Here is a 24,484-nt window from a genome sequence, read left to right as displayed (position 1 = left end):
GCTATTGCTACAGCATCTACTGTATTAGTATAATTTAATATATTTCACAGCATATGTGGATATGATTATCCTTCGTAGTAGAATGCTAATGCTTGCCAGGAACGAGGCTTTGCCAGAATTTAGTGTTTTTGTCATAACTAAACGTAAATGAACTTTTGTTAAAAAAACTAGTTGGCAGATAGGTAAAATAGAGCATTAACATTAATAAATAATAATCATGTTTTGATAGGCTCTATTCTAAAAGAATGACTATAATAATTAGCATGTATAAGCCTTAGTTTAAATAAGCTGTGCATCGTTTACGGAGGTGATTATGGATGAATATTCACCAAGAAGGCATGATATTGCTGAATTAAAATACTTATGCGAAAATTTAATTCATGAGGCTTTTTCCGTCCTGAATCGCACTGATAACCATTGGATTCACGATCTGACCTCCGAGAAAAGTTTAAAACTAAACGAATTGATTGAACACATTGCAGCTTTTGTTTGGAGCTTTAAAATTAAATACTCAGACAACCACACTCTGAGCACCTTAATTGATGACTATCTAGATGAAACATATAATTTATTTGGAAGTGATAAGATAAGCTTTCTTGAACTTACAAAATGGCAAAAAACAAACAAACACTTAACTAACGTTCTGTTACATGATTTGAACGCTTCTCTAAGTAAAATCTGATAAATATATTTCTAACTATTTTTTTATACTAAATAAGATAAGGCGATTATGACTAAAACTGACTATCTGATGCGTTTAAGAAAATGCACTTCTATTGAAACACTGGAACGCGTAATTGAAAAAAATAAATATGAGCTTTCGGAAGATGAACTTGAATTGTTCTACTCCGCGGCTGATCACCGTTTGGCTGAACTTACTATGAATAAACTCTATGATAAAATCCCATCATCTGTTTGGAAATTTGTCCGCTAAGCTGTAATGTTCAGATAGGAAGTGACTTGAGCCGGTAACTATTATCGGCTGACAGTATAATCTTATGATGAGCTTGGAACTGGTGAGGGCTCTGCCAGCTACATCCCGGCACACGCATCCCTTGCTATGGCTGCTTCTTTCCAGACCTGACCAAGTTAACAAGTTAGCATTGCGGGAGAACCAACAGAGCCCCCATTGATGTTAGCTTCAAATTTCGAAGCGGTGGTCATTATCTTTCAAACATGATGAAATAGCAAGGCAACTTCATTTGAATGCTGCTTTATTACCCATAACGTTGTAAAAAACATCAAAAATTTAATAATTTTACTTAACAGAATACTTTCAGTATTTTTTTCAAGCTATAACTCACAGTAGACGAACAGTAAACAGATGCAATAATAGATATATTTAATAACACTAATGAATCATTGCTATACCATATAAAAACCACATAATTTCACACCTTCAACCTAAGTTAAATAACAATTTCCCCACCCTTAGTATTTAAAATAAAAATAATCATACAAATAAAAAGATAAACTTACAAAACAATACATTCGCATTATTTGATAAGCCTTGATGAAATTAACAGTGATAATTCACATCTAAAATAAAAACTCAAGGATAATTTTATTTACAACTTAATCCATTTATTTTCAAATAAATAAAAACTTATTATCCATAATCTTTCATTGATACTTTTCAAATGCTCTAAAAGTAAAGGCATATTATGAGTCAAGCATTACAAAACTTAATTAACTTGATACATTTAGAAAAAATAGAAGAAGGCATTTACCGAGGACAAAGTGAAGACTTAGGATTTCCTCAAGTTTTCGGTGGGCAAGTCATAGGCCAAGCACTATATGCAGCAAAACAAACCGTCGCGGATGATAGAATGATCCACTCCTTTCATAGCTATTTTCTACGCCCAGGTGATAGCCATAAGCCCATTGTTTATGATATTGAAATATTGCGTGATGGAAAAAGCTTCAGTGCCCGCCGCGTCAGCGCAATACAAAATGGTCATCCTATCTTCTACATGACCGCATCCTTTCAAGGACATGAAGAAAGTTTTGAACATCAAAATACTATGCCCCTAGTCCCGTCTCCTGAAGAGTTAGATTCCCAAGTAGAAATTGTAAAAAAAATGGCTAACTCACTCCCAACAAAATTAAAAAAAGTTTTTTCTACGCCTCCCTTGGAGATGAAATTCGTTCCTCTTCAAAATCGGCCTAATCATTCATCCCAAGTCCCTGTGCGTTATGTTTGGTTCCGTAGCAACGGAAAAATGCCAGAAGATCCATCCATTCATCATTGTTTGCTGGGTTATGCATCAGATTTCAATTTTCTGCCCACGGCACTACAGCCCCATGACGTAAAATTTATGGCGGAAAATATGCAAATAGCCACGATTGATCACTCAATGTGGTATCACCGTCCTTTCAATATGGATGACTGGTTACTCTATTCAATCGAAAGCCCATCAGCATCAGGAGCGCGTGGTTTTGTCCGTGGGCATATCTATAACCGTGCAGGTGTGCTTATCGCTTCTGCGGTCCAGGAGGGAGTAATTCGTAAGCTATGATGAATTGAATCAATAACCGTATGCCGTAGTCAACTTTTCTGTTATTACGGCATACCTATTTGCAAGTAGAGAAAAGTGCTCAGTTATAAGCGCTTTCACCATGTGAAGTAATATCAAGTCCTTCTCTTTCTGACTCAAGATTAATACGTAGCCCAACCAACTTATCAGCGATCTTAAATGAAATATAAGCCGCTATTGATGACCAAACTATACAGACCAATATACTAATAGCCTGAATGCCAAGCTGTCTTAGCATTGTCATTCCTTCAGCAAACCCTATTCCACCTAAAGCGGATGCAGTAAAAACACTGGTCAACAAACAACCAACTATGCCGCATACTCCATGTACCCCAAACACATCACAAACATCATCAACACGTAGCCATTTCTTCAGTATGACCACTCCCCATAAGCCCGCAATACCTGCAATCAACCCCATCACCAATGCACCACCGATACCCACTGTTGCAGCAGCAGGCGTAATGACGACTAAACCCGAAATACACCCGGAACATGCTCCTAAAAGCGAAGGTTTCTGACGAAATAGCCACTCACAGAAAACCCATGACAACACTGCTCCCGCCGTTGCTGCCACCGTATTTACTAGAGCCAGTGCCGAAATAGCATTTACTTCACCAGCAGATCCCACATTAAAGCCAAACCATCCAATATAAAGGATCGCTGTTCCAATAAAAGTCATTGGTAGGTTATGAGGTTTAAATGCTTCCCGCCCAAAACCTGAGCGCTTCCCAAGTAAGTAAGCACCAACCAAACCTGCTGCTGCCGCATTAATATGAACAACAGTCCCGCCAGCAAAATCCAAGGCTCCATCCTGAGCAAGCCAGCCGCCACCCCACACCATATGCGCCATAGGGATATAAGATGCTGTCAGCCATAACACACTAAAAATCAGCAATGCAGAAAAACGAATTCTTTCACATAACGCGCCCACCACCAAAGCAACAGTAATACACGCAAATGCCCCCTGGAAAACAACATGAATTAACTGATAAAAATTACCAGTTAGATCAGTTATGGATATATTTTTTAACATAACCTGACTAAAACCACCCCAAAAAGCGTTGCCCGTCTCAAAAGTCATGCTGTATCCATAAATAATCCAAAGCACACAAACCAATGAAAAACTGACAATCACCTGTGACATTAGTGACAACACATTTTTGCTGCGTAGTAATCCCCCATAAAATAGGGCAATGCCAGGTATTGTCATAAAAAGTACAAGTATCGTATTGATTAACATAAATACAGTGTCTGCTTTATTAGGATTACTTTCCGCAGCAATCGCAAACGAAGGAAAACTGGCTGCAATGCATGCTATGGATAAAAATTTATTCTTCATTTTTTCCTCTCTCATTTACAGTGCTGCATCATTCGTTTCACCCGTCCTGATCCGGACGGCACGCTGCAATTCAAAGAGAAAGATTTTTCCATCCCCCATTTTTCCAGTGAAAGCAGTCTGCTGAACAACATGGATAATTTCTTCAACTCGTTCATCATTGGTAGCAATATCAATCCTAACTTTGGGCAAAAAATTAACGTTGTATTCAGCACCTCGATAAAGTTCGGAATGACCTTTTTGACGTCCAAATCCCTTTACTTCTGTTATAGTCATACCTTGTATACCTATATCAGCAAGTGCCTCCCGCACTTCCTCCAGCTTAAATGGCTTTATGATGATGGTGATAAGTTTCATATTTCCCCCGTTTTTCGCTACGTTTGTACAAGGGAATGTTTGCAAGGGATATGCCAAAAGTTAAAAATGATGTTTAATCAGTTTGTTATAGAAAAACATCTTTAAAGAAGGGATAAAAAAGGGAACAAAAAATACATCTGCTCCCTATACGCTGCCTAAATATGCACACTAAACGTGCACTGACTCATTCAACGTCTCGCCAACTTGCTGGAGTTGGTACATTTGATAATAGCGTCCACGCTTTTCCAGTAGCTGTTGATGTTGACCTTGCTCAACAATTGCACCACGATGCAGCACTAATATGGAATCAGCCTCAATAATGGTTGAAAGACGATGAGCAATCACCACCAATGTTGTCTGTTTGCGGATCATTCTCAGAGCTTTCTGTACTGATTGTTCTGTCCCAGAGTCAATATTCGCGGTTGCCTCATCCAAAATAAGGATCTGTGGCGTTTGCACTAAAACTCTAGCCATTGCTAAAAGCTGTTTTTGGCCAGCTGAAAGTGTATTCCCTTGTTCTCCCAAAACGAAATTCAAACCATCGGGTAAATTACGAACAAAGTCAGCTAATTGAACTAATTCTAGTACTTCCCATATTTTCTCTTCACTGATATCCCGCCCTAGCGTGATATTGTTGAGGAATGAAGCTGCCAAAACAACAGGATCTTGCTGCACCATTGCCACCCCATTACGCAGCACTGAGTGAGAAAGCGAAGATATGGAACGCCTGTCAAGATAGATCTCACCGTCTTGCCACGGATAGTACCCCATAATCAAATTAGCCAGAGTACTTTTTCCACTCCCTGTATGCCCAACCAAAGCCACAAATCCATGTGGAGGAACATGCAGGTTAATATCGCTCAAGACAAGTTTGTCACCACGATAAGCAAAATTTAAGTTTTCAATATTAATTCTGCCGCTTTCTAATGCCCGCAAGTCATTACCATATTGCTGTTGTGGACTATCCATCAATTCGAAAACACGTTCTCCTGAAACTACCGCTTGCTGCAATACCGATTGCTGTGAAGTCAACTCAATCAGCGGCTCATTTAATCTCCCAAGATAGTTAATAAAGGCATACAATACACCAACGCCAATAACCTCAGTGCCTTTGATACCAAACAATAAGAGCAAACCACACAATATTGCGGCAGAAAAGAAACTCAATAATGGCCTTAATAAGATGCCATCTAACCGTAAAGCCTGCATACGAGCCTGATAATGAGCTCGGTTGGTAGCCAACATTTTCTCGCCAAAACGAGCTTGCTGACGAAACTGCTGAATCACACTCATTCCATTAATGGCTTCATTGAAACCATCATTAATGTCAGCCAGATAACCGCGAACCCGCCTCACTATTGGGGTACTAAGACGCTGATAGATCACCATTACAAGCAAGACTGCCGGAAATATTACGATTGCAACACATGCCATACGCCAATTTAAAACAAACATGGCTATCAGCATGGCACCAATTAGTGCAACACAGCGAAATACCATTGGAATCACATTAACAAACAGATCCTTAATGACCTCAGTATCATTTGTTACACGGGATATTAGTTGTCCGACGGGTTGATTATCAAAAGCACTTAATGGCTGACGTAATGCTGAATCCATCACATCAGTGCGAAGCTTCTGCACCACTCCCACAGATGCCTGATTAAAAAATAATGTTTGATAATAGTGTAAAGCGGCAGCAATAAGCTGCAAAATCAAGAATATTGCGGCAAGTCCACCAACAATATCAAGCGGTAAATTTCCCGTTGCAACCATATTGTCGATAAAATAACTCACAATCAGAGGTCCGCTTACCTCTGCCAATGCAGCAACCCACAACATCAATACAGCAATTAGCATCGGTTTGCGGTAATTTTTGCCGTAAGAAAGCAAGCGCTTTAATGACGGCCATAGCTTACCTATATGCGTTTTAGTCATTTTCTCCACCCAATGCAGCTTCTAATTGTTGGTAATGGTACATATCGGAATACCAACCTGATTGGGTGATAAGCTGTTTATGCTGGCCGTGTTGTATAACCGAGCCATGTTGCATAACTAAAATATTATCGGCTTCCGTTAATGCCGACAGCCGATGCGCACTGATAATAACAGTGCGCTGTTGCCGCCATTGGCTAAGATTTTTCATAATCTGGTGTTCCGTGTGACCATCAACGGCTGATAGGGCATCATCAAGGATTAAAATCTCCGCCTCTAACAGCAAAGCCCTGGCAATGGATATACGCTGTTTTTGCCCCCCGGAAAGCATCACACCACGTTCTCCCACTTCCGTTTGATAACCTTGAGGCAATCGCAAAATATCATCATGTACACTTGCTAAGCGAGCGACTTCTTCTATTTGTTCTTGGGTTGCATCGGGTCGCCCCAACGCAATATTACCTGCAACCGTATCCGAAAACAGGAAAGGAGTTTGGTTGACAATAGCCAATCGTGAACGCCACTCTTCTATTCGAAGCGCAGAGATATTTTTTGACTGAAAAAGAATAGCTCCATCGGTTACATCAAACTGCCGTTGTAACAACGCCAATAAAGTACTCTTCCCTGCCCCCGTTGACCCACAAAGCCCCAATAACTGACCAGGTTCTAGTTGGAAATGGATATTTTCCAAAACAGGTTTATCACTTTGGGGATAGGTAAATATGTTGATATTTGCCTGCAAACTCCCTCGCACTGAAGATAAAGACAACACACCATCTTCGGTTACCAGAGGTTCCTGCAACAAACTGCGGATACGTGTATAAGCAGCACTTCCTCTCTCAACAATGTTGAACATCCATGCCAATGCCAACATAGGCCAGATCATCAATCCCAGGTACATGACAAAACTGGTCAACTCACCAAGGGTCATGGAACCATTCACCACCATCCAACTCCCTCCACCGACAGCCAAGAGGTTTGCAACAGTAATAGCAATGAAAATGGTGGGGTCAAAACGCGCATCTACACGCGCCACATGCATATTCTTACGCCCAGCATCAATAGCAACTTCTTCAAACTGATTAGATTGAAGTTTTTCCAATCCAAACGCTTTTATCATACGGATACTAGTCAAACTTTCCTGCGCATGGTTATTCAGTACAGAGAATGCGCCTTGCGCAGATTTAAAACGATGATGAAGCTGATTACCATAATGCTTAATCGCCAAGGCCATAATGGGCATCGGTGCTAATGATAACAATGTTAATTGCCAACTGATCTCCACGCTCATTACAATTAGGACAGAACACCCCATAACTAAAGCATCAACCAAAGTAAGGACTCCCTCACCTGCGGCAAAAACAACTCTGTCAACATCATTTGTTGCGCGTGCCATGAGATCGCCTGTTCTATGACGCAAATAAAATTCAGGATTCTGACTACTCAGACGCTTGTAGAAGTCACCACGCAGCTTAACAGCTAGCCGATAAGAAGCACCGAACAACCATACACGCCAAACATATCTCAGACCATAGATTGCCAAAGCAATGAACAGCATTAACCCCAGCAACATCAATAGCTGGCGGAAGGTCATTGTTTTTGTGCTAATGCCATCAACGATAATCCCAACTAAGTGGGGAGGAATGAGTTGCAGCACCGCAATCAAAACGAGGAAAATGACAGCCCCCAGATAACGCCGCCATTCACGAATAAAATACCAGCTTAATTGTGAAAATAATCTCACACACCTATTCCCAAGGTAAAAAATGAAAGAGTTAGCACCTACCGACCAAAGGGATCTTTATGATGTTACTGAATCGGGTATTGGCAGCGCCGTTGTATATTTGATCTTTTCCATGGCAAAGTTAGAGGTAACATCAATCAAACCAGAAACCCCATTTACCATACGCTTGTAGAAATGATCATAACTCTTCATATCAACAACTTCTATATGCATCAAGTAATCATATTCACCAGCCATACGATAAAATGTTAAGACTTCTGGCATCTCTTTTATAAAGGTGACAAACTGTTCATACCATTCACTGCTATGTTGCTGGGTTTTAATCATCACTATCACTGTCAAACCCAGACCGAGTTTTTCCCCATTTAACAAGGCAACCCTGCCAACAATATAACCTTCATCTTCAAGTCGTTTAAGGCGCTTCCAGCAAGGTGTCGAAGTCAAATTAACGGCTTCAGCCAGTGCGTTCAAGGATAGACTACAATCGTGTTGGAGCAGTTCCAGTAGCTTACGGTCTATTTTATCTAACATATCTAAATCCTATAGAAATATTTCCCAAATATAACGGATATTCTAAGAAAAATAATAATCTATTTCTCCGAATGTAAGGGTAATCTATATACCACTACGGTATTACTATTTAGGGTCAATTTATGTCGTCTTTATGGGCTAAAAATGCCATAAAAGCTATCCAGGCTGATTATCAACGCAGTGCTGATACACATCTCATTCGTCTTAACCTCCCAATGTTTCCAGGTATTCATCTTTATCTCAAAGATGAGAGCACGCATCCCACTGGTAGCCTCAAACATCGACTTGCACGTTCCCTATTCCTTTATGCGCTCACTAATGGTTGGATCCAAGAAGGAACACCTATTATTGAAGCCTCATCCGGAAGTACTGCTGTTTCGGAAGCTTATTTTGCCCGCTTACTTGGATTACCATTTATTGCAGTTATGCCTTCCTGTACTGCCAAGCGCAAAATTCAAGAGATTGAGTTCTATGGCGGTAAATGCCATTTTGTAGAGCATTCCGCCCTGATTTATCAAGAATCAGAGCGCCTGGCAAAAGAGCTTAATGGCCATTACATGGATCAGTTTACCTATGCCGAGCGAGCAACTGACTGGCGAGGAAACAATAATATTGCAGAAAGTATTTTCCGCCAGATGCAACTAGAGCCTTTTCCTGAACCAACTTACATCGTTATGAGTGCAGGAACGGGTGGCACATCTGCGACACTTGGTCGTTATATCCGCTATCAGGGATATGACACTAAACTTATTGTTGTCGATCCAGAAAACTCCGTCTTCTACGATTGCTACCATCAGAACCGCCATGATATTTGCGGAAGTACGGGCAGTAAAATAGAAGGAATTGGCCGTCCACGCGCAGAACCTTCTTTTATTCCTACGGTTATCGATGACATGATCCAAGTTCCCGATCCTGCCACGATTGCTACCATTTATTGGCTTGAAAAATTAATTGGCAGAAAAACGGGAGCATCAACAGGAACTAACGTCTGGGGAGCTTTACAACTCGCCAAGCAAATGCACGATAACAACCAACAAGGGGCAATTGTGACATTACTCTGTGATAGTGGAGAGCGCTACCTTGATACTTATTACAACCCAGAGTGGGTGCGAAATAATATCGGTGATATCACACAGTACCTAACACAACTACCCAAGTTAGACGGTTATAAGTAACATATCTCCTTCAATTTACCGAGGTAGATATCATGAAACGAGCCGTTGTTGTATTCAGTGGTGGACAGGATTCCACCACTTGTTTAATTCAGGCACTCCACCAATATGACGAAGTTCACTGTGTCACCTTTGATTATGGACAGCGTCATCGTGCTGAAATTGATGTAGCTTGTCGTATAAGCAAAGAATTGGGCGCTGCTGCCCACAAAGTACTTGATGTTACTTTATTGAACGAACTCGCAATCAGTAGCCTGACAAGAGACAATATTCCCGTACCCGATTTCAGTGAAAGTGAAAAAAGTAGCCTCCCAAGTACTTTTGTGCCTGGCCGTAATATATTATTTTTAACTCTGGCGGCAATTTATGCTTATCAGGTTGAAGCTGAAGTCGTTATTACTGGCGTTTGTGAAACAGATTTTTCGGGCTATCCAGATTGTCGTGATGAATTTGTCAAAGCACTCAATAAAGCAGTCAGCCTTGGTATCGCTCGTGATATTCGTTTCGCAACCCCTCTAATGTGGTTAAACAAAGCGGAAACTTGGGCATTGGCAGATTATTATCAAAAATTAGATTTTGTTCGCAATAGAACCCTTACGTGCTACAACGGTATTCAAGGTGACGGATGCGGTGAATGCGCTGCCTGCCACCTCAGGGCTAAAGGATTAAATTATTATTTAAGCAATACCCAAGCCACGATGTTAGATATGAAATCCAAAACACATCTCAGTTAGTCAAAACATTTTATCTCATTAATATTATCCATGAGAGGTTCCACGAGCCTCTCATTCCACATTTTTATCTTATCGTTATTCGGCATTGTTTTTATATGCTTCCATCCTTTCTCGTAATTCACCTTCTAAAACTAACGCTTTTTGAGTTTTCAAATCAATACAAGCAAATGTAGTTAAAGCATCTGCAATAATTTGATTATCACCCCTGCGAATAATCTCCTGAAAAAATGTACCGCTTTTGTTACGTAACTCTCGCATCGAAGATTTCACTTCCAGCTCATCTGTAATCACGGCTGGATAGCGATAATTAATATTGATATTCACCACAACAAAACCAATATTCTTACAATTTAACCATTCCAGCGTGTCATCTTCAGTAAGTAAATCCCAGCGAGCTGCTTCCATAAATTCCAAATAACGAGCATTGTTCACATGCTGGAAAAGATCAATATGGTAACCCCTGACTTTGATAATCGTGCTCATTGCTATTTCCCCCACACTCATCCGACCAGATAAAACATAACAATAGCAAAACAATTTAATGACAATAGTGTTTAATCAATTATTCTTGATCGATATCACAGCCCTCTTGATTAAATGACTGGCAATACACAAGAGGGCATAACACTTAGTAAGTCAATTTATCTCGATTTTTCTCTATAAAAATCGGACCAATACCTTGCACTTCCTGTAATTGCTCTATTGCTGTAAAAGGACCATATTTTTCACGATACTCAATAATCGCCTGTGCTTTTTTAGCGCCAATCCCATTGAGTTCTTTCGCCAACTCTTCAGTACTTGCAGTATTAATATTAACAACACCTTTTCCCTGTAATTGTTGGCCTGAAACTTGCCCTCCCCCTTCTTTCACTTTACTGTCTTCAACGGTGGTTTTAACAGGTTGTTTCACCACTTTATCAGTAGATTCATTAACGGTAGCGGCATGAGTTAATGGCATGCTGATACACAATGCCATCATGAGTGAATTAAATAATATCCTTAAATATTTCATGTAAATCTCTCCATGTTTTATGGTGCATGTTTTGTTGGTGAAAGAGAGATTGCCATAATAATATTTCCGGGCAACAAGCAAGGTTCAGATATGCGAAAGGCCACGAAAGTGGCCTTTTTCAATTGCTATGTTGCAAAAACAGATGCGAGTAACTTCGCAATTTTATTCAAGTTGACCGAATTTAATATCCGCATCATCACGTAAATTCATTATTAGTGACTCCAGCATGATATTACCGGTTTGATACTGATAACCCACCATATATTGTTTGAGCAGATCATCTGTAACAGATCCAGGAACAACTTGATCCAATTGGATAAGCACAGCGTTACCCAGTTCATCTTGAGCTAATCCATATACAGGCTTACCCTCTTTAGGATGAGGTAAAGTGAATGCCACATCGGTAGCCTGATTGGTTTGTGACAGATGTTTTATCACGGTAGGTTGCTCGAACTGAATTCCCGCGGTTTTCAATGCTTGCTCACCTTTGCCTTCTTTCAGGGCAGTCAGTAGTTTTTCACTTTCAATCTGAAGTTGTTTTTCTGCTTTCTGGCGTTTCACTAATTCAGCCACTTCAGGTTTGGCCTGTTCAAACGACTGGACTGTCTCAGGCTTAACATTGTCAACACGCAGAATAAAAGCTCTATCGCCTTCAACCGAAATGACATCAGAGTTAATTCCTGTCGCGCCTTTATCATCAATCAAATTGCCAGAGAAAATAGCCTGAACAACTTGGTTGAAATTAATCTCAGTGGGAACATGATTGCGATCAAACCAGTCCGTGGTCACGGCTTGATAACCCGCCGCTCTTTCTGCTGCTGCCAAAGACTCATTATCATTAACTGCGGCATCACTCACTTTCCGCTGTAATGCATAGAAAGCATCAACCGCTTTTTCCTGCTTAACAATTTTTTCTATTTCCGAACGCTCATCCACCAACGGTTTGACTTCCTGAGACTTAATATCATCTAAACGGAAAATGGCATATCCATTAGATAATTTGACCACATCGGAAAATTGCCCTTTCTGTGTCAAATTCGCTGATTTGAGCTCATTAGGCAGAGAATTTTCTTCCATCCATCCCAAATCTCCCCCCTTTTGAGCAGAAAACTTATCAGTCGATTTTTCTGACGCCAATTGACTAAAATCAGCCCCTTTTTTTAACTCATCCAAAACCGATTTAGCGACAGAGTCTGAATCCAGTTGAATAAAGCTATACTTCTTCTGTTCAGGTTTAGTGTATTTTGCCAGGTTGTTTTTATAATATTTTTCAATATCAGCATCAGATACAGTGACATCTTTCAGTTCATTGGCAGCATCCATTTTGATATAACTGACTTTCACTTTTTCTGGCACAGTGAAATGCTGACTATTTGCGTCATAGTATTTTTTCAGCTCTTCATCAGTCACTGTTTGCTTCTCTTCAATTGACTTCAATTCAAGAGTCGCAAAACGTACGGTCCTTTCTTGCAGAAATAATGCTGCTTCCTGTTTTATTTCTGGCGGTAAGGCAATTTCCGCCCCTATAACAATTTGCTTCAACTGGCGATTAATCAGTTCCTGACGAACCTGTTCCGCAAAATTATCAGGGCTGATGTTTGAATGAGAAAGCCAGTTTAAATACTCCTGATATTTGTTGTTATCAAATTGGCCGTCAGTCTGGAGAAACGGTAGGTTACGTATCTCCTGTGCAACCTGATTGTCGCTTGCTGATAAACCCAGCTTGCGGGCATATTGTTCAATCAAAGTGGCATTGATAAGTCTCTCCAATGATTGGCGCCGAAGCTGCTGTAGCATCTGTTCATCGCTTAACAAAGTTGAGAATTCATCTCCCAGCTTCTCCTGCTGAGCATTTTTTTCTTGCAAAAATGCCTGCTCTAGCTGAGCACGACTAATGGTTTGGCCATTCACTTTGGCAGCATAATTACCACTTTCGCTTGACAGGTAACCGGTTACCCCTGTCACCAGGAAAGTCAGGATAATTAGCGCCAACACAATTTTGAGCACAGGACCGTTCGCCGCCGTGCGTAGGTTGTCCATCATAAAGACGTAAAACTCCGCTTTAGTGAAAAAGAAACTGTCATATTACGACAATTCAAACGCTAAGAGAAAAAAAGCGCACCAATCAATTGATGCGCTTATATTCTAGCCTATCAACAAGGCCCAGTCAGTTGAAGTTTATTGCAATAACAAAAACCAGAGCCTGTTGCCTGCTCATTAACCATTAACAGCGTCTTTTAACCCCTTTCCAGCTCGGAAAGCAGGTACTTTTGCTGCTGCGATCTTGATTTCCTTGCCTGTCTGAGGGTTGCGTCCTGTACGCGCAGCACGCTCACGTACAGTAAACGTACCAAACCCCACTAAAGCGACATCATCACTGTTTTTCAATGCACCAGATACGGAAGAAATGAATGCATCTACTACACGTCCGGCCGCTGCCTTAGAAAGGTTGGCATCAGCAGCAATTTTGTCGATCAGTTGTGACTTATTCACTCTTATCATCCCCATTTTAGTATTACTATCGTAACGGAAACCGATTTACAACAGATAACACGGCAGTTATGCCGTCATATCAATCCTTTTCCAGTATTAGCAAGAAATCATGGAACAGCAAAATTTTTAATTAGATAATTAGACTAATCTAACTTAATGACACAAAAAAAGGCTGGCAAGCCTGAATGTGCTCACCAACCTGAATTTTATATACAGTTCTTGAGTTAGCTCATTATTTTTGTACTATTTTAGTGATACCACTTCTGCACCAAATGCGGGTTCCTGCAAAGCGATAGATAAAACATCTTCTATACGCTTGACGGGATGGATCTCCAGATCTTGGATCACATTCTGTGGGATCTCTTCCAGATCTCGTTTATTGTCATCTGGGATCAAAACCGTTTTAATTCCTCCACGATGCGCTGCCAGCAGTTTCTCTTTCAAGCCACCGATTGGCAGTACTAGACCACGCAGAGTAATTTCCCCTGTCATGGCTACGTCAGCACGAACTGGATTACCCGTCAGGCAAGAGACCAACGCGGTGCACATTGCAATTCCCGCACTTGGGCCATCTTTTGGTGTTGCTCCTTCCGGTACATGAACATGAATATCACGTTTCTCATGGAAATCAGAGCTGATACCCAACTTATCAGCACGAGCACGAACGACTGTCAATGCCGCCTGGATGGATTCCTGCATCACTTCACCCAATGAACCGGTATAAGTCAATTTACCTTTACCTGGTACACTGGCTGTTTCAATCGTCAGCAAATCACCACCAACTTCTGTCCATGCCAGGCCAGTTACCTGACCAACTCGATTTTCTGTATCAGCACGACCATAATCCACTTTCTGCACACCCAGATAATCTTTCAGGTTATCCGCATTAATTTCGATGTGCTTAAGTTTCTTATCCATCAGTAATGCTTTAACCGCTTTACGACACAATTTAGAGATTTCACGTTCCAAACTACGAACGCCAGCCTCACGAGTGTAGTAACGGATAATGCCAATAATTGCACCATCATCGATAGTCAATTCGTCTTTTTTCAGAGCGTTACGCTCGATCTGTTTTGGCAGCAGATGACGCTTAGCAATATTCAATTTTTCATCTTCGGTATAGCCCGATAGACGAATAACCTCCATACGATCCAGCAATGGAGCAGGAATATTCATAGAGTTAGATGTTGCCACGAACATAACATCGGAGAGATCGTAATCAACTTCCAGGTAATGATCGTTAAATGCTACGTTTTGTTCAGGATCAAGCACCTCTAACAATGCTGAAGCCGGATCACCACGCATGTCGGATGACATTTTGTCGATTTCATCCAGCAAGAACAGTGGATTTTTAACCCCTACCTTGGACATTTTCTGGATTAATTTGCCCGGCATTGAGCCAATATAGGTACGACGATGTCCACGGATCTCCGCTTCATCACGTACACCACCCAATGCCATACGCACATATTTACGCCCAGTTGCACGTGCGATAGAACGGCCCAATGAGGTTTTTCCCACACCAGGCGGCCCGACCAAACAAAGTATCGGGCCCTTAAGCTTGCTAACGCGGCTCTGTACCGCAAGATATTCAAGAATACGCTCTTTGACACGCTCCAAACCATAATGGTCTGTATCCAGTACTTCCTGAGCTTTTATTAAATCTTTCTTTACCTTGCTACGTGAAACCCAAGGAACTTGCACCATCCAGTCAATGTAACTACGAACAACCGTTGCTTCTGCCGACATCGGAGACATCATTTTTAATTTCTGCAATTCAGCTTCGGCTTTCTCGCGAGCCTCTTTCGGCATTTTCGCGTCTTCGATCTTACGTTTCAGCGTCTCATATTCATCAGGTGCATCATCCATCTCACCCAATTCTTTCTGGATCGCTTTCATTTGCTCATTCAGGTAGTACTCGCGCTGGCTTTTTTCCATCTGTTTTTTAACGCGATTACGGATACGTTTTTCTACCTGTAACAGATCGATTTCTGATTCCATCATTGCTATCAGGTATTCAATGCGTTCAACAACATTGGACATTTCTAAAACTGTCTGTTTGTCGTTTATTTTCAAAGGCATATGTGCAGCAATGGTGTCTGCTAATTTTGCCGCATCTTCAATACTGTGCAATGATGTTAATACTTCTGGCGGGATCTTTTTATTCAGTTTGACATAACCTTCAAACTGGTTAATAACCGTTCTTACCAGAACTTCTTGCTCACGCTCATCAACGTCAGGGGATTCAGAGTATTCAACTTGTGCATAGAAATACTCGCCATTATCCGTCAACGTGGTAATGCGAGCACGCTGCAAGCCTTCAACCAGAACTTTTACTGTGCCATCTGGTAACTTTAACATCTGTAAAACAGAAGCCACTGTACCTACGGAGAAAAGATCATTGACTCCCGGCTCATCAGTAGATGCTTCTTTTTGCGCGACCAACATGACTTGTTTGTCGTGCTCCATTGCTGCTTCCAGGCAATGAATCGACTTCTCACGCCCAACAAACAGAGGGATCACCATATGTGGGTAAACCACTACATCGCGCAAAGGCAATACAGGGATTTCTATGCGTTCAGAACGCTCAGGATTCATAGAGCTCTCTCTTCGTTTAGCTTTCGCCAGTTTTAGGAATCTCGTGAAACACGGTTTTCACGAGTTTCACTTCAAAGAATATAAAATATATGGGGACAGGAATCTGACATTCAATAGCCTATACCGGCAAAAAACAAAATGAGGGATACTCCCTCATTTGTTTTTTTCAATGCCTATTGATAATCGGTGCTTCCTACTCCATTTCTTCACTCACCAGAAACTTGGGCATCCGGCTTGCTATATATCAATAATGGTGCGGAATTATCTTCAACAACCGTTTCATCAACGACAACTTTCTCTACGTGTTCCATCGATGGCAGATCGTACATTGTATCCAGTAAAACGTCCTCAACAATTGAACGAAGACCACGAGCACCCGTTTTACGTGCCATTGCTTTTTTCGCTATGGCAGTCAATGCCTCTTTTCTGAACTCCAGTTCGACACCCTCAAGATTAAACAGGGCCTGATACTGTTTGGTCAGCGCATTTTTCGGTTCCTGTAGGATCTGAATCAGTGCTTCTTCATTAAGTTCGGTCAGCGTTGCCACAACGGGCAGACGGCCAATGAATTCGGGAATTAACCCAAATTTAATCAAATCTTCCGGTTCAACCTCAGACAGCAATTCACCTTCTGTGGCTTTCTCTGATTCACCCCTAACTGTAGCACTAAAACCAATACCTGAACTGATATTCAAACGCTGGCTGACGACTTTATCCAAGCCGGCAAATGCACCGCCGCAGATAAACAGAATCTTGGATGTATCAACTTGCAAGAATTCCTGCTGTGGATGCTTACGACCACCTTGAGGAGGAACCGCTGCCACCGTGCCTTCAATCAGTTTCAACAGGGCCTGCTGAACCCCTTCTCCTGACACATCGCGAGTAATTGATGGGTTATCAGACTTACGGGAAATTTTATCAATTTCATCAATATACACGATACCACGTTGTGCTTTCTGCACATCGTAGTCACATTTTTGCAGAAGTTTTTGGATAATATTTTCTACATCTTCCCCGACATAACCCGCTTCGGTTAATGTCGTGGCGTCAGCCATAGTAAACGGAACGTCTAAATAGCGAGCTAATGTCTCTGCCAATAACGTTTTACCGCTACCTGTCGGGCCAATCAACAGAATATTACTTTTGCCGAGTTCCACACCGTTAGTGGAGTCACCATTACGCAATCTCTTGTAATGATTATAAACCGCAACTGCTAACACTTTTTTCGCTGTTTCCTGGCCGATAACATAATCGTCCAGATGTTGGCGAATTTCATGAGGGGTAGGCAATGCACTACGCTCACGATGTGGTACCAGCTCTTTAATTTCTTCGCGAATGATATCGTTACATAAATCGACACATTCATCGCAGATATACACTGACGGGCCGGCTATTAATTTCCGTACTTCATGTTGGCTTTTCCCGCAGAAAGAGCAATACAGCAGCTTTCCTGAACCGTCTTTGCGCTTATCTGTCATCAGTCAACCTCACTTTATGAACTGTTATCCCAGTTTGTCCGGCATAACAGAAAAAACGCTATTACTCCGCCTAGTTTGGCGTCAACATTAAGAAACGCTTAGAGAAAAGGCTAGCATCGGAGTAATAAATTAATTAATAATTAGCTGCGCTGGGTGAATATACTATCAACCAACCCGTATTCTACGGACTCTTCGGCTGACAAGAAACGATCTCGTTCTGTATCCTTAACGATCTTCTCAAGTGGCTGTCCGGTATGTTTCGCCATCAATTCGTTCATACGCGCTTTAACCTTGAGGATTTCCTGCGCATGGATCTCAATATCAGTCGCCTGCCCCTGGAAACCACCTAATGGCTGGTGAATCATAACCCTGGAATTTGACAGACAGAAACGCTTCCCTTCTGCTCCAGCAGTCAGCAGGAATGCTCCCATTGAACAGGCCTGTCCCATACAAATAGTACTCACATCTGGTTTGATAAATTGCATCGTGTCATAAATAGACATGCCTGCCGTAATAACCCCACCAGGTGAGTTGATATATAAATGAATATCTTTTTCTGGGTTTTCTGCTTCCAAGAATAGCATTTGGGCAACGATCAAGTTCGCCATATGATCTTCAACAGGCCCAGTCAGAAAAATAATACGATCCTTTAATAAGCGGGAGAAGATATCAAATGCACGCTCGCCACGTGCTGTTTGTTCAACCACCATCGGCACCAAAGACATGTTAGGTGCATATTGATCTTGCTTGCCACTGTATGACATTTCCGTCTCCTAATAGAACTCACGCTGGTGCCATTCATAACTGATTCTACTTGAGATAAGCGATGATGACCATGATCCAAAGTTAACTAACAAGGGGCTTTTCCCCCCTAAAAAGTAGTAAGCTCTTACATAATAGTAAGAAAGGATATGAGGTTAAATCTGTTTTTTTCAAGAACAATAAAAAAACCCGCAAGCATAGCCTGCGGGTTTACTTCGCTTCACTTCATTGAGAGTGAGGTTTCATCATCTCAGGCAATCAATAAATGAAACTTATGCCAATTGATTTTGATTCATAAGTTCATTGAAGCCAGCTTCTTTTTCAGAAACTTTCGCTTTGCTCAGAACAAGTTCAACAGCCTGCTCTTCCAGAGCAATGTTGCGAATGTTGTTCATCATTTCTTTATTTTTGCTGTAGTACTCAACAACTTCTTTTGGATCTTCATAAGCTGTAGCCATCTCTTCGATCAACGCAGTAACGCGATCTTCTTCGACTTTCAGCTCATTGCTGCTGATAACTTCGCCTAACAGCAAGCCAACAACAACACGGCGTTTAGCCTGCTCTTCGAACAGCTCACGTGGCAGTTCCAGAGCTTGTGTTTCACTACCGCCAAAACGCTGAGCAGCCTGACGACGCAGTACATCAATTTCACTGTCAACAACAGCCGCAGGAACTTCAATTTCGTTAGCCTTAACCAGACCATCCAAAACCTGAGTTTTGATGTTGTTGCGAACAGCATTTTTCAGTTCACGTTCCATGTTCTTGCGAACTTCGGCACGCAAACCGTCAACAGAACTATCAGCAATACCAAAACGCTTGATAAACTCTTCAGTCAGCTCTGGCAGTTCACGCTGTTCAACTTTTTTCAAGTTGATCAAGAACTTCGCCGCTTTACCTTTCAGATTTTCTGCATGGTAATCTTCTGGGAAAGTCACATCGATAGTAAATTCTTCGCCTGCTTTGTGACCAACGATACCATCTTCAAAACCTGGGATCATACGACCCTGGCCCATCGCCAGAACGAAATCAGTTGATTTACCGCCTTCGAACTCTTCACCATCAATGGAGCCAGTGAAATCAACAGTGACACGATCTTCCGCAGCTGCTGCTTCATCAGTTTCTTTCCAATCTGCCTGCTGTTTACGCAGCGTGTCCAGCATGTTGTCAACGTCTGCATCTTTTACTTCAACAACAGGTTTTTCAACTTCGATTTCTTCCAGACCTTTCAGTTCAATTTCTGGATAAACTTCAAATTCAACTGCGTAAGTGAAGTCTTCACCTTCTTTAAACTGTTCAGGTTTGTAGCTTGGTGCGCCTGCTGGATTGATTTTCTGCTCAATGATCGCATTGATGAAATTGCGCTGCATCAGATCACCCAGAACATCTTGAAGAACAGAAGCGCCATAACGCTGCTTAACGATCTTCATTGGCACTTTGCCCTTACGAAAGCCATCGATACGGACTTTCTTTGCTACATTAACCAGTTCACTGTCAACTGCTTTTTCGATATCGGCAGCAGGAACGGTGATTGACACACGACGCCCAAGGCCTTGAGTGGTTTCAACAGAAACTTGCATCTTGTTACCTCAAAAAAATCATAGTGCTCGGTCAACTTCAGAATGGCTGCAAGGCTTAAAAAGCTGATTGCAGTACTCTTTAAGAACCGGGGCGGTCGCATTTAAAAACCGAGAATCCCTGTGATCAGAAGCGTCCCGAAACCATTCTAAAAATTTAGACGCAGCATTATAGCGGCGCAGACAGTATGAGTCGAGAATTGCAGACAAAAGCATGCATGATTTGTTGACTTATGTGATAAACGTTGCTCAATGACTACGTCACAATATTGTTTATGATGATACTGTTGATGCAATATGCATATAAACAAAAATACAGCCCGAAGGCTGCTAGCTAAAATTAAATCCAGATTAATAAAATAGAGACAAACAAGCTATGAGATTAACTCGAAAAATCACAAGCTTGATGTTGTTGTACTTCCACCACGACATGCCGGAGAAGCCAGAACAGTGTCTGCTAGTTCTGTCCACTCCTTCTCCGTATAGGTATGCAGTGCCAAAGCATGTACACCTTCCTCTAATTCTTTAGCTAAAACACTATATACTGAGCGATGGCGACTAAGCATTCTTTGTTCAACAAATTCATTGCTTATGATAACAATTTTAAAATGGCTTTCAGAACCCGCTGGCACATTGTGACGATAACTTTCATCGGTCACTTCCAGATGAGAAGGCTTAAATGCCGCCTGTAACTTTGTTTCTATTTCTTGACGAACCATCCCATTCTCCTAAATCACCAAAGGTTATTTATCAACCACGTCATTGATTTTAGATTATTTCCCGTGATTTATAACATCGGGGTAACCCAATCTCCTTAACAGAATTTACGTCAGGTATTTCTCACGATATTTCAAACCATGTTTCAATCATCAGGGATATGCCGCTACCCATGGCGATGCTATGATTACGGCGGTTTAAGCTACGGTTTAAATTATCAGTATTAATATTGAGTATCCGAATCTTGAATTGAGAAAACCTACATGCTAAAGAAAATATTTATTCCATTGATTACGCTTTTCTTTTTATCTGGCTGTGCAGACTCAGGCAACACATTAGCTATTCAGCCTAAAATTACCCTGCCTCCAGCAGATCCAACCATGAAAGCGATCACAGTCAGTATTAGTGGGGTCGACCAACGTCAATCTCAAGCCCTGGCCCAAATTAATCGTAATGCGCGATTAGTTACCTTAGTTCCTTCCCGTGATTTACGCTTCTTACTACAAGAAGCGCTGGAAAAACAAATGGTGGCTCGCGGCTATATGATTGGCTCTCCCGCCAATGCCAATTTGCAGATCGTTGTCAATCAACTCTACGCCAATGTGAAAGAAGGCAGTCTTCGTCATGATATTTCAGCCAAAGCGGAAATCTCTATCATTGCTTATGCTCAAGACGGTAGTAAACAAATCAAAAATTATCGTACCAGCTACAATGCTCAGGGACCATTGGCAGCAACAAACACAAAAATTGCTGATGCAGTCAATACTGTCTTATCTGATGTGATCGCAGACATGGCTCAGGATGCGTCAATTAGCACCTTTATCAAACAAAACGTCCACTAACAGGATAATGAACAAACTTTCTGCCTAATTCTGACAAAATTAGAGAGTATGCAGAAAGTTTTGGGAGGCCCATGACTAACCACCGTTATTTAAACCTATCTGCATTACGCAACTATCGAACCCTTCTCTTACTAGGCTTTGCCTCAGGCCTGCCTCTTGCACTCACAGCTGGAACGTTACAAGCATGGATGACTGTCGAAAACATCGATATCCGAACTATCGGTTTTTTCACTTTGGTTGGTCAAGCCTATGTTTTTAAGTTTCTCTGGGCACCCACAATGGATCGATATACTCCCTCCTTTTTAGGACGCCGCCGGGGGTGGATGCTCGCTACTCAACTTTTATTGATCGTCAGTATTGCAGCAATGGGGTTCCTGCAACCTTCCCAGCATTTATGGTGGCTTGCTGCATTGGCTGTTGCTGTTGCATTCTTCTCAGCTTCCCAAGATATTATTTTTGATGCCTATAAAACCGACTCGTTATCTCAGGAAGAACGAGGATCAGGTGCCGCCATTTCCGTATTGGGTTATCGGTTGGCTATGCTGGTTTCTGGTGGATTGGCCTTGTTACTCGCCACCTATATTGGCTGGCAAAATATGTATTGGGTTATGGCTGGCCTGATGCTGATCGGTGTTTATGCCACGCTTACAGCCAAAGAACCAGAAATCAATACAGCACCACCAAAAACATTACATCAGGCGGTATTCGAGCCATTGTTTGATTTTTTCAGCCGCAACAATGCCTGGCTTATCTTGCTACTGATTGTACTGTACAAACTGGCAGATGCTTTTGCACTCTCACTCAGCACACCTTTCCTTATTCGTGGTGTCGGTTTCAATCCGGTCGAAGTCGGTATGATCAACAAAACTCTCGGACTCGCTGCAACCATTGTCGGCGCATTGTACGGCGGTTATTTGATGCATAGGTTAAGCTTGTTCCGTGCCCTGATGATCTTTGGCATTCTTCAAACTGTTTCAAACTTCGGTTATTGGATACTTGCCATTACCCCTAAAGATATCTACCTAATGGGGTCGGCAATTTTTCTGGAAAATATCTGTGGCGGCATGGGAACAGCGGCTTTCGTTGCTCTTCTAATGACCTTATGTAATAAATCATTTTCAGCAACACAGTTCGCGTTACTTTCTGCATTATCCTCAGTTGGCCGAGTTTATGTTGGCCCAGTTGCAGGATGGTTTGCAGAAGCTTATGGCTGGCCAATGTTTTATCTATTTTCTGTTATTATCGGATTGCCGGGACTTGTGTTGTTGTTTATCTGCCGTAAGACACTGACTTATACCGAGAAAAATGATGATTTTCTGCCTCGAACACTATTCAAGAATGCTTATAAATTTGCCTTTACTATCATGATATTGGCCGCCTTGATATTTATAGTTTGGTTAATTATCAGCAGCGTACTGTTTATCATCATTCACTTAGTCTCTCTGGTATACACGATATCGCCAGAATACATACTATATATGCATGAAATCAGTGAATGGATATCTCCACTGTTATCCTTGAGTGTCATCATTGGAACCCTGGGCTTTCTTTTAGGTGGAATATTAGATTATTTGGCTTTAAAGAAAAGTAAGCTCGCCTAGTTTACTGTTCCCATTCAATACCTTTTCACACCTGCCTATAGCAGAAGGTTGACAAAGCTCAGCCTTCTGTCACCAATTTATATTGCTAGCTTATCGAGTTTATATAGTGACAAACTTCACAAGAAGAGTAAAAACCTACAATTTTGTGGCCTAAAAAACATTTTTTCAAAGTGAAATTATTTATATTTTAACTAACAAATATTATTATTTGAACGCATATTATTTCGAACTATTCGAAATAGCGTTAACCACCTTAAAACCATATAAAGGGAATTTATGAAAAAACGTATTTTGACACTCACCGCAATTGCCACAGCTTTAGTTTCTGCTTCAGCCAGTGCGGAATACCAGTCGGGATTTGGCAATGTCAGCATGAACTACCTTGACTGGAGCAAACATACCACTCATAAAACCGGACAAACCTCACATAAGGATGATTTTGCTTATTTAGAACTGGAAGGTGGAGCAGGATTTAGCTGGGGCGAACTATATGGTTTCGCTGATTTAGAGAATTCTTTTAACAGTAAAACAGCCCAACCGGGCGATAACCAACGTTATACTTTCAAGACAACAGGCCGTTTCTATCTGGGTGATACCGGTTTCAACCTTTATGGCCATGTTTATGGGACCTATTCATTACCAGGCAAAGCAAACGGTGGAAACTTCCATGAAGTCAATACACTCTATGGATTAGGCTATAATGCTAATATTGGTGGCCTGTGGTTCAAGCCTTTTGTCGCACTGCATTATGTTGACCAAACTTTCTATTCAGGCAATAACGGTTATGTCGTAGGCTGGGTTGCAGGATACGATTTCAACCTTTGGGAACAAAAATTCAGTGTTACAAACTGGAATGAAATTGAATTGAACCGCAATGAACGCTACGGTAACGGCGGACGTGAAGGCATTAATGGCGCTATTGCATTATGGTGGACTCCACATCCTTCTTTTACTACCGGGGTTCAGTACCGTTATGCGGATAACAAACTGGGAGAAGATTTCTTGCAGGATGGTATTGTTTACAGTGTAAAATATAATTTCTAATAATTAATTTAATC

General features: G+C 41.4%; 22 protein-coding genes and 1 other RNA gene. 8 read left to right on the top strand and 15 right to left on the bottom strand.

The window, feature by feature from the left end; translation table 11 throughout:
* Positions 1 to 313 precede the first annotated feature (313 nt).
* Together tomB and IQ209_RS07400 are read left to right on the top strand one after the other, a co-directional pair.
* Positions 314 to 682: an Hha toxicity modulator TomB gene (gene tomB, locus IQ209_RS07405; protein WP_193850411.1), complete on the top strand. Its 369-nt coding sequence runs from the start codon at positions 314 to 316 to the stop codon at positions 680 to 682.
* A gap of 48 nt (positions 683 to 730) precedes the next feature.
* Positions 731 to 934 carry an HHA domain-containing protein gene (locus tag IQ209_RS07400; protein WP_047766794.1) on the top strand — a complete coding sequence of 68 codons (204 nt, stop codon included), beginning with the start codon at positions 731 to 733 and terminating at the stop codon, positions 932 to 934.
* 89 nt (positions 935 to 1,023) lie between these two features.
* On the opposite strand, the gene ffs is transcribed toward IQ209_RS07400, so the two are convergent.
* Positions 1,024 to 1,120: signal recognition particle sRNA small type (ffs, locus tag IQ209_RS07395), an RNA gene on the bottom strand.
* Between the two features lie 544 nt (positions 1,121 to 1,664).
* Here ffs and tesB point away from each other — a divergent pair.
* Positions 1,665 to 2,519 carry an acyl-CoA thioesterase II gene (gene tesB / locus IQ209_RS07390; RefSeq protein ID WP_193850409.1) on the top strand — a complete coding sequence of 285 codons (855 nt, stop codon included), beginning with the start codon at positions 1,665 to 1,667 and terminating at the stop codon, positions 2,517 to 2,519.
* A 79-nt stretch (positions 2,520 to 2,598) separates the two neighbouring features.
* On the opposite strand, the gene amtB is transcribed toward tesB, so the two are convergent.
* The 5 genes from amtB to IQ209_RS07365 form a co-directional block, all read right to left on the bottom strand.
* On the bottom strand, positions 2,599 to 3,879 hold the full coding sequence (gene amtB, locus IQ209_RS07385) for an ammonium transporter AmtB (protein WP_193850407.1): 1,281 nt from the start codon (positions 3,877 to 3,879) through the stop codon (positions 2,599 to 2,601).
* A gap of 15 nt (positions 3,880 to 3,894) precedes the next feature.
* Complete coding sequence (gene glnK / locus IQ209_RS07380; RefSeq protein WP_193850405.1) at positions 3,895 to 4,233, bottom strand: P-II family nitrogen regulator; 339 nt, start codon at positions 4,231 to 4,233, stop codon at positions 3,895 to 3,897.
* Positions 4,234 to 4,401: 168 nt separating this feature from the next.
* Positions 4,402 to 6,171, bottom strand: coding sequence for a SmdB family multidrug efflux ABC transporter permease/ATP-binding protein (locus IQ209_RS07375; protein ID WP_193850403.1), 1,770 nt, complete (start codon positions 6,169 to 6,171; stop codon positions 4,402 to 4,404).
* Positions 6,164 to 7,912: a SmdA family multidrug ABC transporter permease/ATP-binding protein gene (locus tag IQ209_RS07370; RefSeq protein WP_193850401.1), complete on the bottom strand. Its 1,749-nt coding sequence runs from the start codon at positions 7,910 to 7,912 to the stop codon at positions 6,164 to 6,166. The genes IQ209_RS07375 and IQ209_RS07370 overlap by 8 nt, the downstream gene beginning before the upstream one ends.
* Positions 7,913 to 7,969: 57 nt before the next feature.
* Positions 7,970 to 8,443, bottom strand: a complete 474-nt coding sequence (locus IQ209_RS07365; RefSeq protein WP_193850398.1) for an Lrp/AsnC family transcriptional regulator — start codon at positions 8,441 to 8,443, stop codon at positions 7,970 to 7,972.
* A gap of 122 nt (positions 8,444 to 8,565) precedes the next feature.
* On the opposite strand from IQ209_RS07365, the gene IQ209_RS07360 reads away from it, so the two are divergent.
* Together IQ209_RS07360 and queC are read left to right on the top strand one after the other, a co-directional pair.
* Positions 8,566 to 9,618, top strand: a complete 1,053-nt coding sequence (locus IQ209_RS07360) for a PLP-dependent cysteine synthase family protein (protein ID WP_193850396.1) — start codon at positions 8,566 to 8,568, stop codon at positions 9,616 to 9,618.
* Positions 9,619 to 9,650: 32 nt separating this feature from the next.
* Positions 9,651 to 10,349: a 7-cyano-7-deazaguanine synthase QueC gene (gene queC, locus IQ209_RS07355; RefSeq protein ID WP_193850394.1), complete on the top strand. Its 699-nt coding sequence runs from the start codon at positions 9,651 to 9,653 to the stop codon at positions 10,347 to 10,349.
* Positions 10,350 to 10,424: 75 nt separating this feature from the next.
* Here queC and IQ209_RS07350 read toward each other — a convergent pair whose 3' ends face one another.
* The 9 genes from IQ209_RS07350 to bolA all read right to left on the bottom strand — a co-directional run bounded on the left by IQ209_RS07350 (position 10,425) and on the right by bolA (position 20,985).
* Positions 10,425 to 10,832 (bottom strand): thioesterase family protein, encoded by a 408-nt coding sequence (locus IQ209_RS07350; protein WP_193850392.1) that lies wholly within the window; start codon positions 10,830 to 10,832, stop codon positions 10,425 to 10,427.
* Positions 10,833 to 10,977: 145 nt separating this feature from the next.
* On the bottom strand, positions 10,978 to 11,361 hold the full coding sequence (locus tag IQ209_RS07345) for a ComEA family DNA-binding protein (RefSeq protein WP_193850390.1): 384 nt from the start codon (positions 11,359 to 11,361) through the stop codon (positions 10,978 to 10,980).
* Positions 11,362 to 11,523: 162 nt separating this feature from the next.
* On the bottom strand, positions 11,524 to 13,404 hold the full coding sequence (ppiD, locus tag IQ209_RS07340; RefSeq protein WP_193850388.1) for a peptidylprolyl isomerase: 1,881 nt from the start codon (positions 13,402 to 13,404) through the stop codon (positions 11,524 to 11,526).
* 174 nt (positions 13,405 to 13,578) lie between these two features.
* Positions 13,579 to 13,863, bottom strand: coding sequence for a nucleoid-associated protein HU-beta (gene hupB, locus IQ209_RS07335; protein WP_228005770.1), 285 nt, complete (start codon positions 13,861 to 13,863; stop codon positions 13,579 to 13,581).
* Between the two features lie 234 nt (positions 13,864 to 14,097).
* Entirely contained in the window at positions 14,098 to 16,452 is a 2,355-nt protein-coding gene (gene lon / locus IQ209_RS07330; RefSeq protein WP_193850384.1) for an endopeptidase La, read from the bottom strand.
* A 206-nt stretch (positions 16,453 to 16,658) separates the two neighbouring features.
* On the bottom strand, positions 16,659 to 17,930 hold the full coding sequence (gene clpX, locus IQ209_RS07325; RefSeq protein WP_099132488.1) for an ATP-dependent protease ATP-binding subunit ClpX: 1,272 nt from the start codon (positions 17,928 to 17,930) through the stop codon (positions 16,659 to 16,661).
* Between the two features lie 140 nt (positions 17,931 to 18,070).
* Complete coding sequence (gene clpP, locus IQ209_RS07320) at positions 18,071 to 18,694, bottom strand: ATP-dependent Clp endopeptidase proteolytic subunit ClpP (protein ID WP_193850382.1); 624 nt, start codon at positions 18,692 to 18,694, stop codon at positions 18,071 to 18,073.
* 270 nt (positions 18,695 to 18,964) lie between these two features.
* Positions 18,965 to 20,269, bottom strand: coding sequence for a trigger factor (gene tig, locus IQ209_RS07315; protein ID WP_193850380.1), 1,305 nt, complete (start codon positions 20,267 to 20,269; stop codon positions 18,965 to 18,967).
* A 392-nt stretch (positions 20,270 to 20,661) separates the two neighbouring features.
* Entirely contained in the window at positions 20,662 to 20,985 is a 324-nt protein-coding gene (gene bolA / locus IQ209_RS07310; protein ID WP_193850378.1) for a transcriptional regulator BolA, read from the bottom strand.
* 261 nt (positions 20,986 to 21,246) lie between these two features.
* Between bolA and IQ209_RS07305 the strand changes: the two genes are divergently transcribed.
* From IQ209_RS07305 to IQ209_RS07295, 3 genes are all read left to right on the top strand, one after another.
* Positions 21,247 to 21,825 carry a lipoprotein gene (locus tag IQ209_RS07305; protein WP_193850376.1) on the top strand — a complete coding sequence of 193 codons (579 nt, stop codon included), beginning with the start codon at positions 21,247 to 21,249 and terminating at the stop codon, positions 21,823 to 21,825.
* A gap of 71 nt (positions 21,826 to 21,896) precedes the next feature.
* Positions 21,897 to 23,426, top strand: a complete 1,530-nt coding sequence (gene ampG, locus IQ209_RS07300; RefSeq protein ID WP_193850374.1) for a muropeptide MFS transporter AmpG — start codon at positions 21,897 to 21,899, stop codon at positions 23,424 to 23,426.
* Positions 23,427 to 23,702: 276 nt separating this feature from the next.
* Positions 23,703 to 24,470, top strand: a complete 768-nt coding sequence (locus IQ209_RS07295; protein ID WP_193850372.1) for an outer membrane protein OmpK — start codon at positions 23,703 to 23,705, stop codon at positions 24,468 to 24,470.
* Positions 24,471 to 24,484 lie beyond the last annotated feature (14 nt).

Source organism: Xenorhabdus sp. BG5 (assembly GCF_015163665.1).
Lineage (GTDB): Bacteria > Pseudomonadota > Gammaproteobacteria > Enterobacterales > Enterobacteriaceae > Xenorhabdus.
This window is presented reverse-complemented; position numbering and strand designations above follow the sequence as displayed.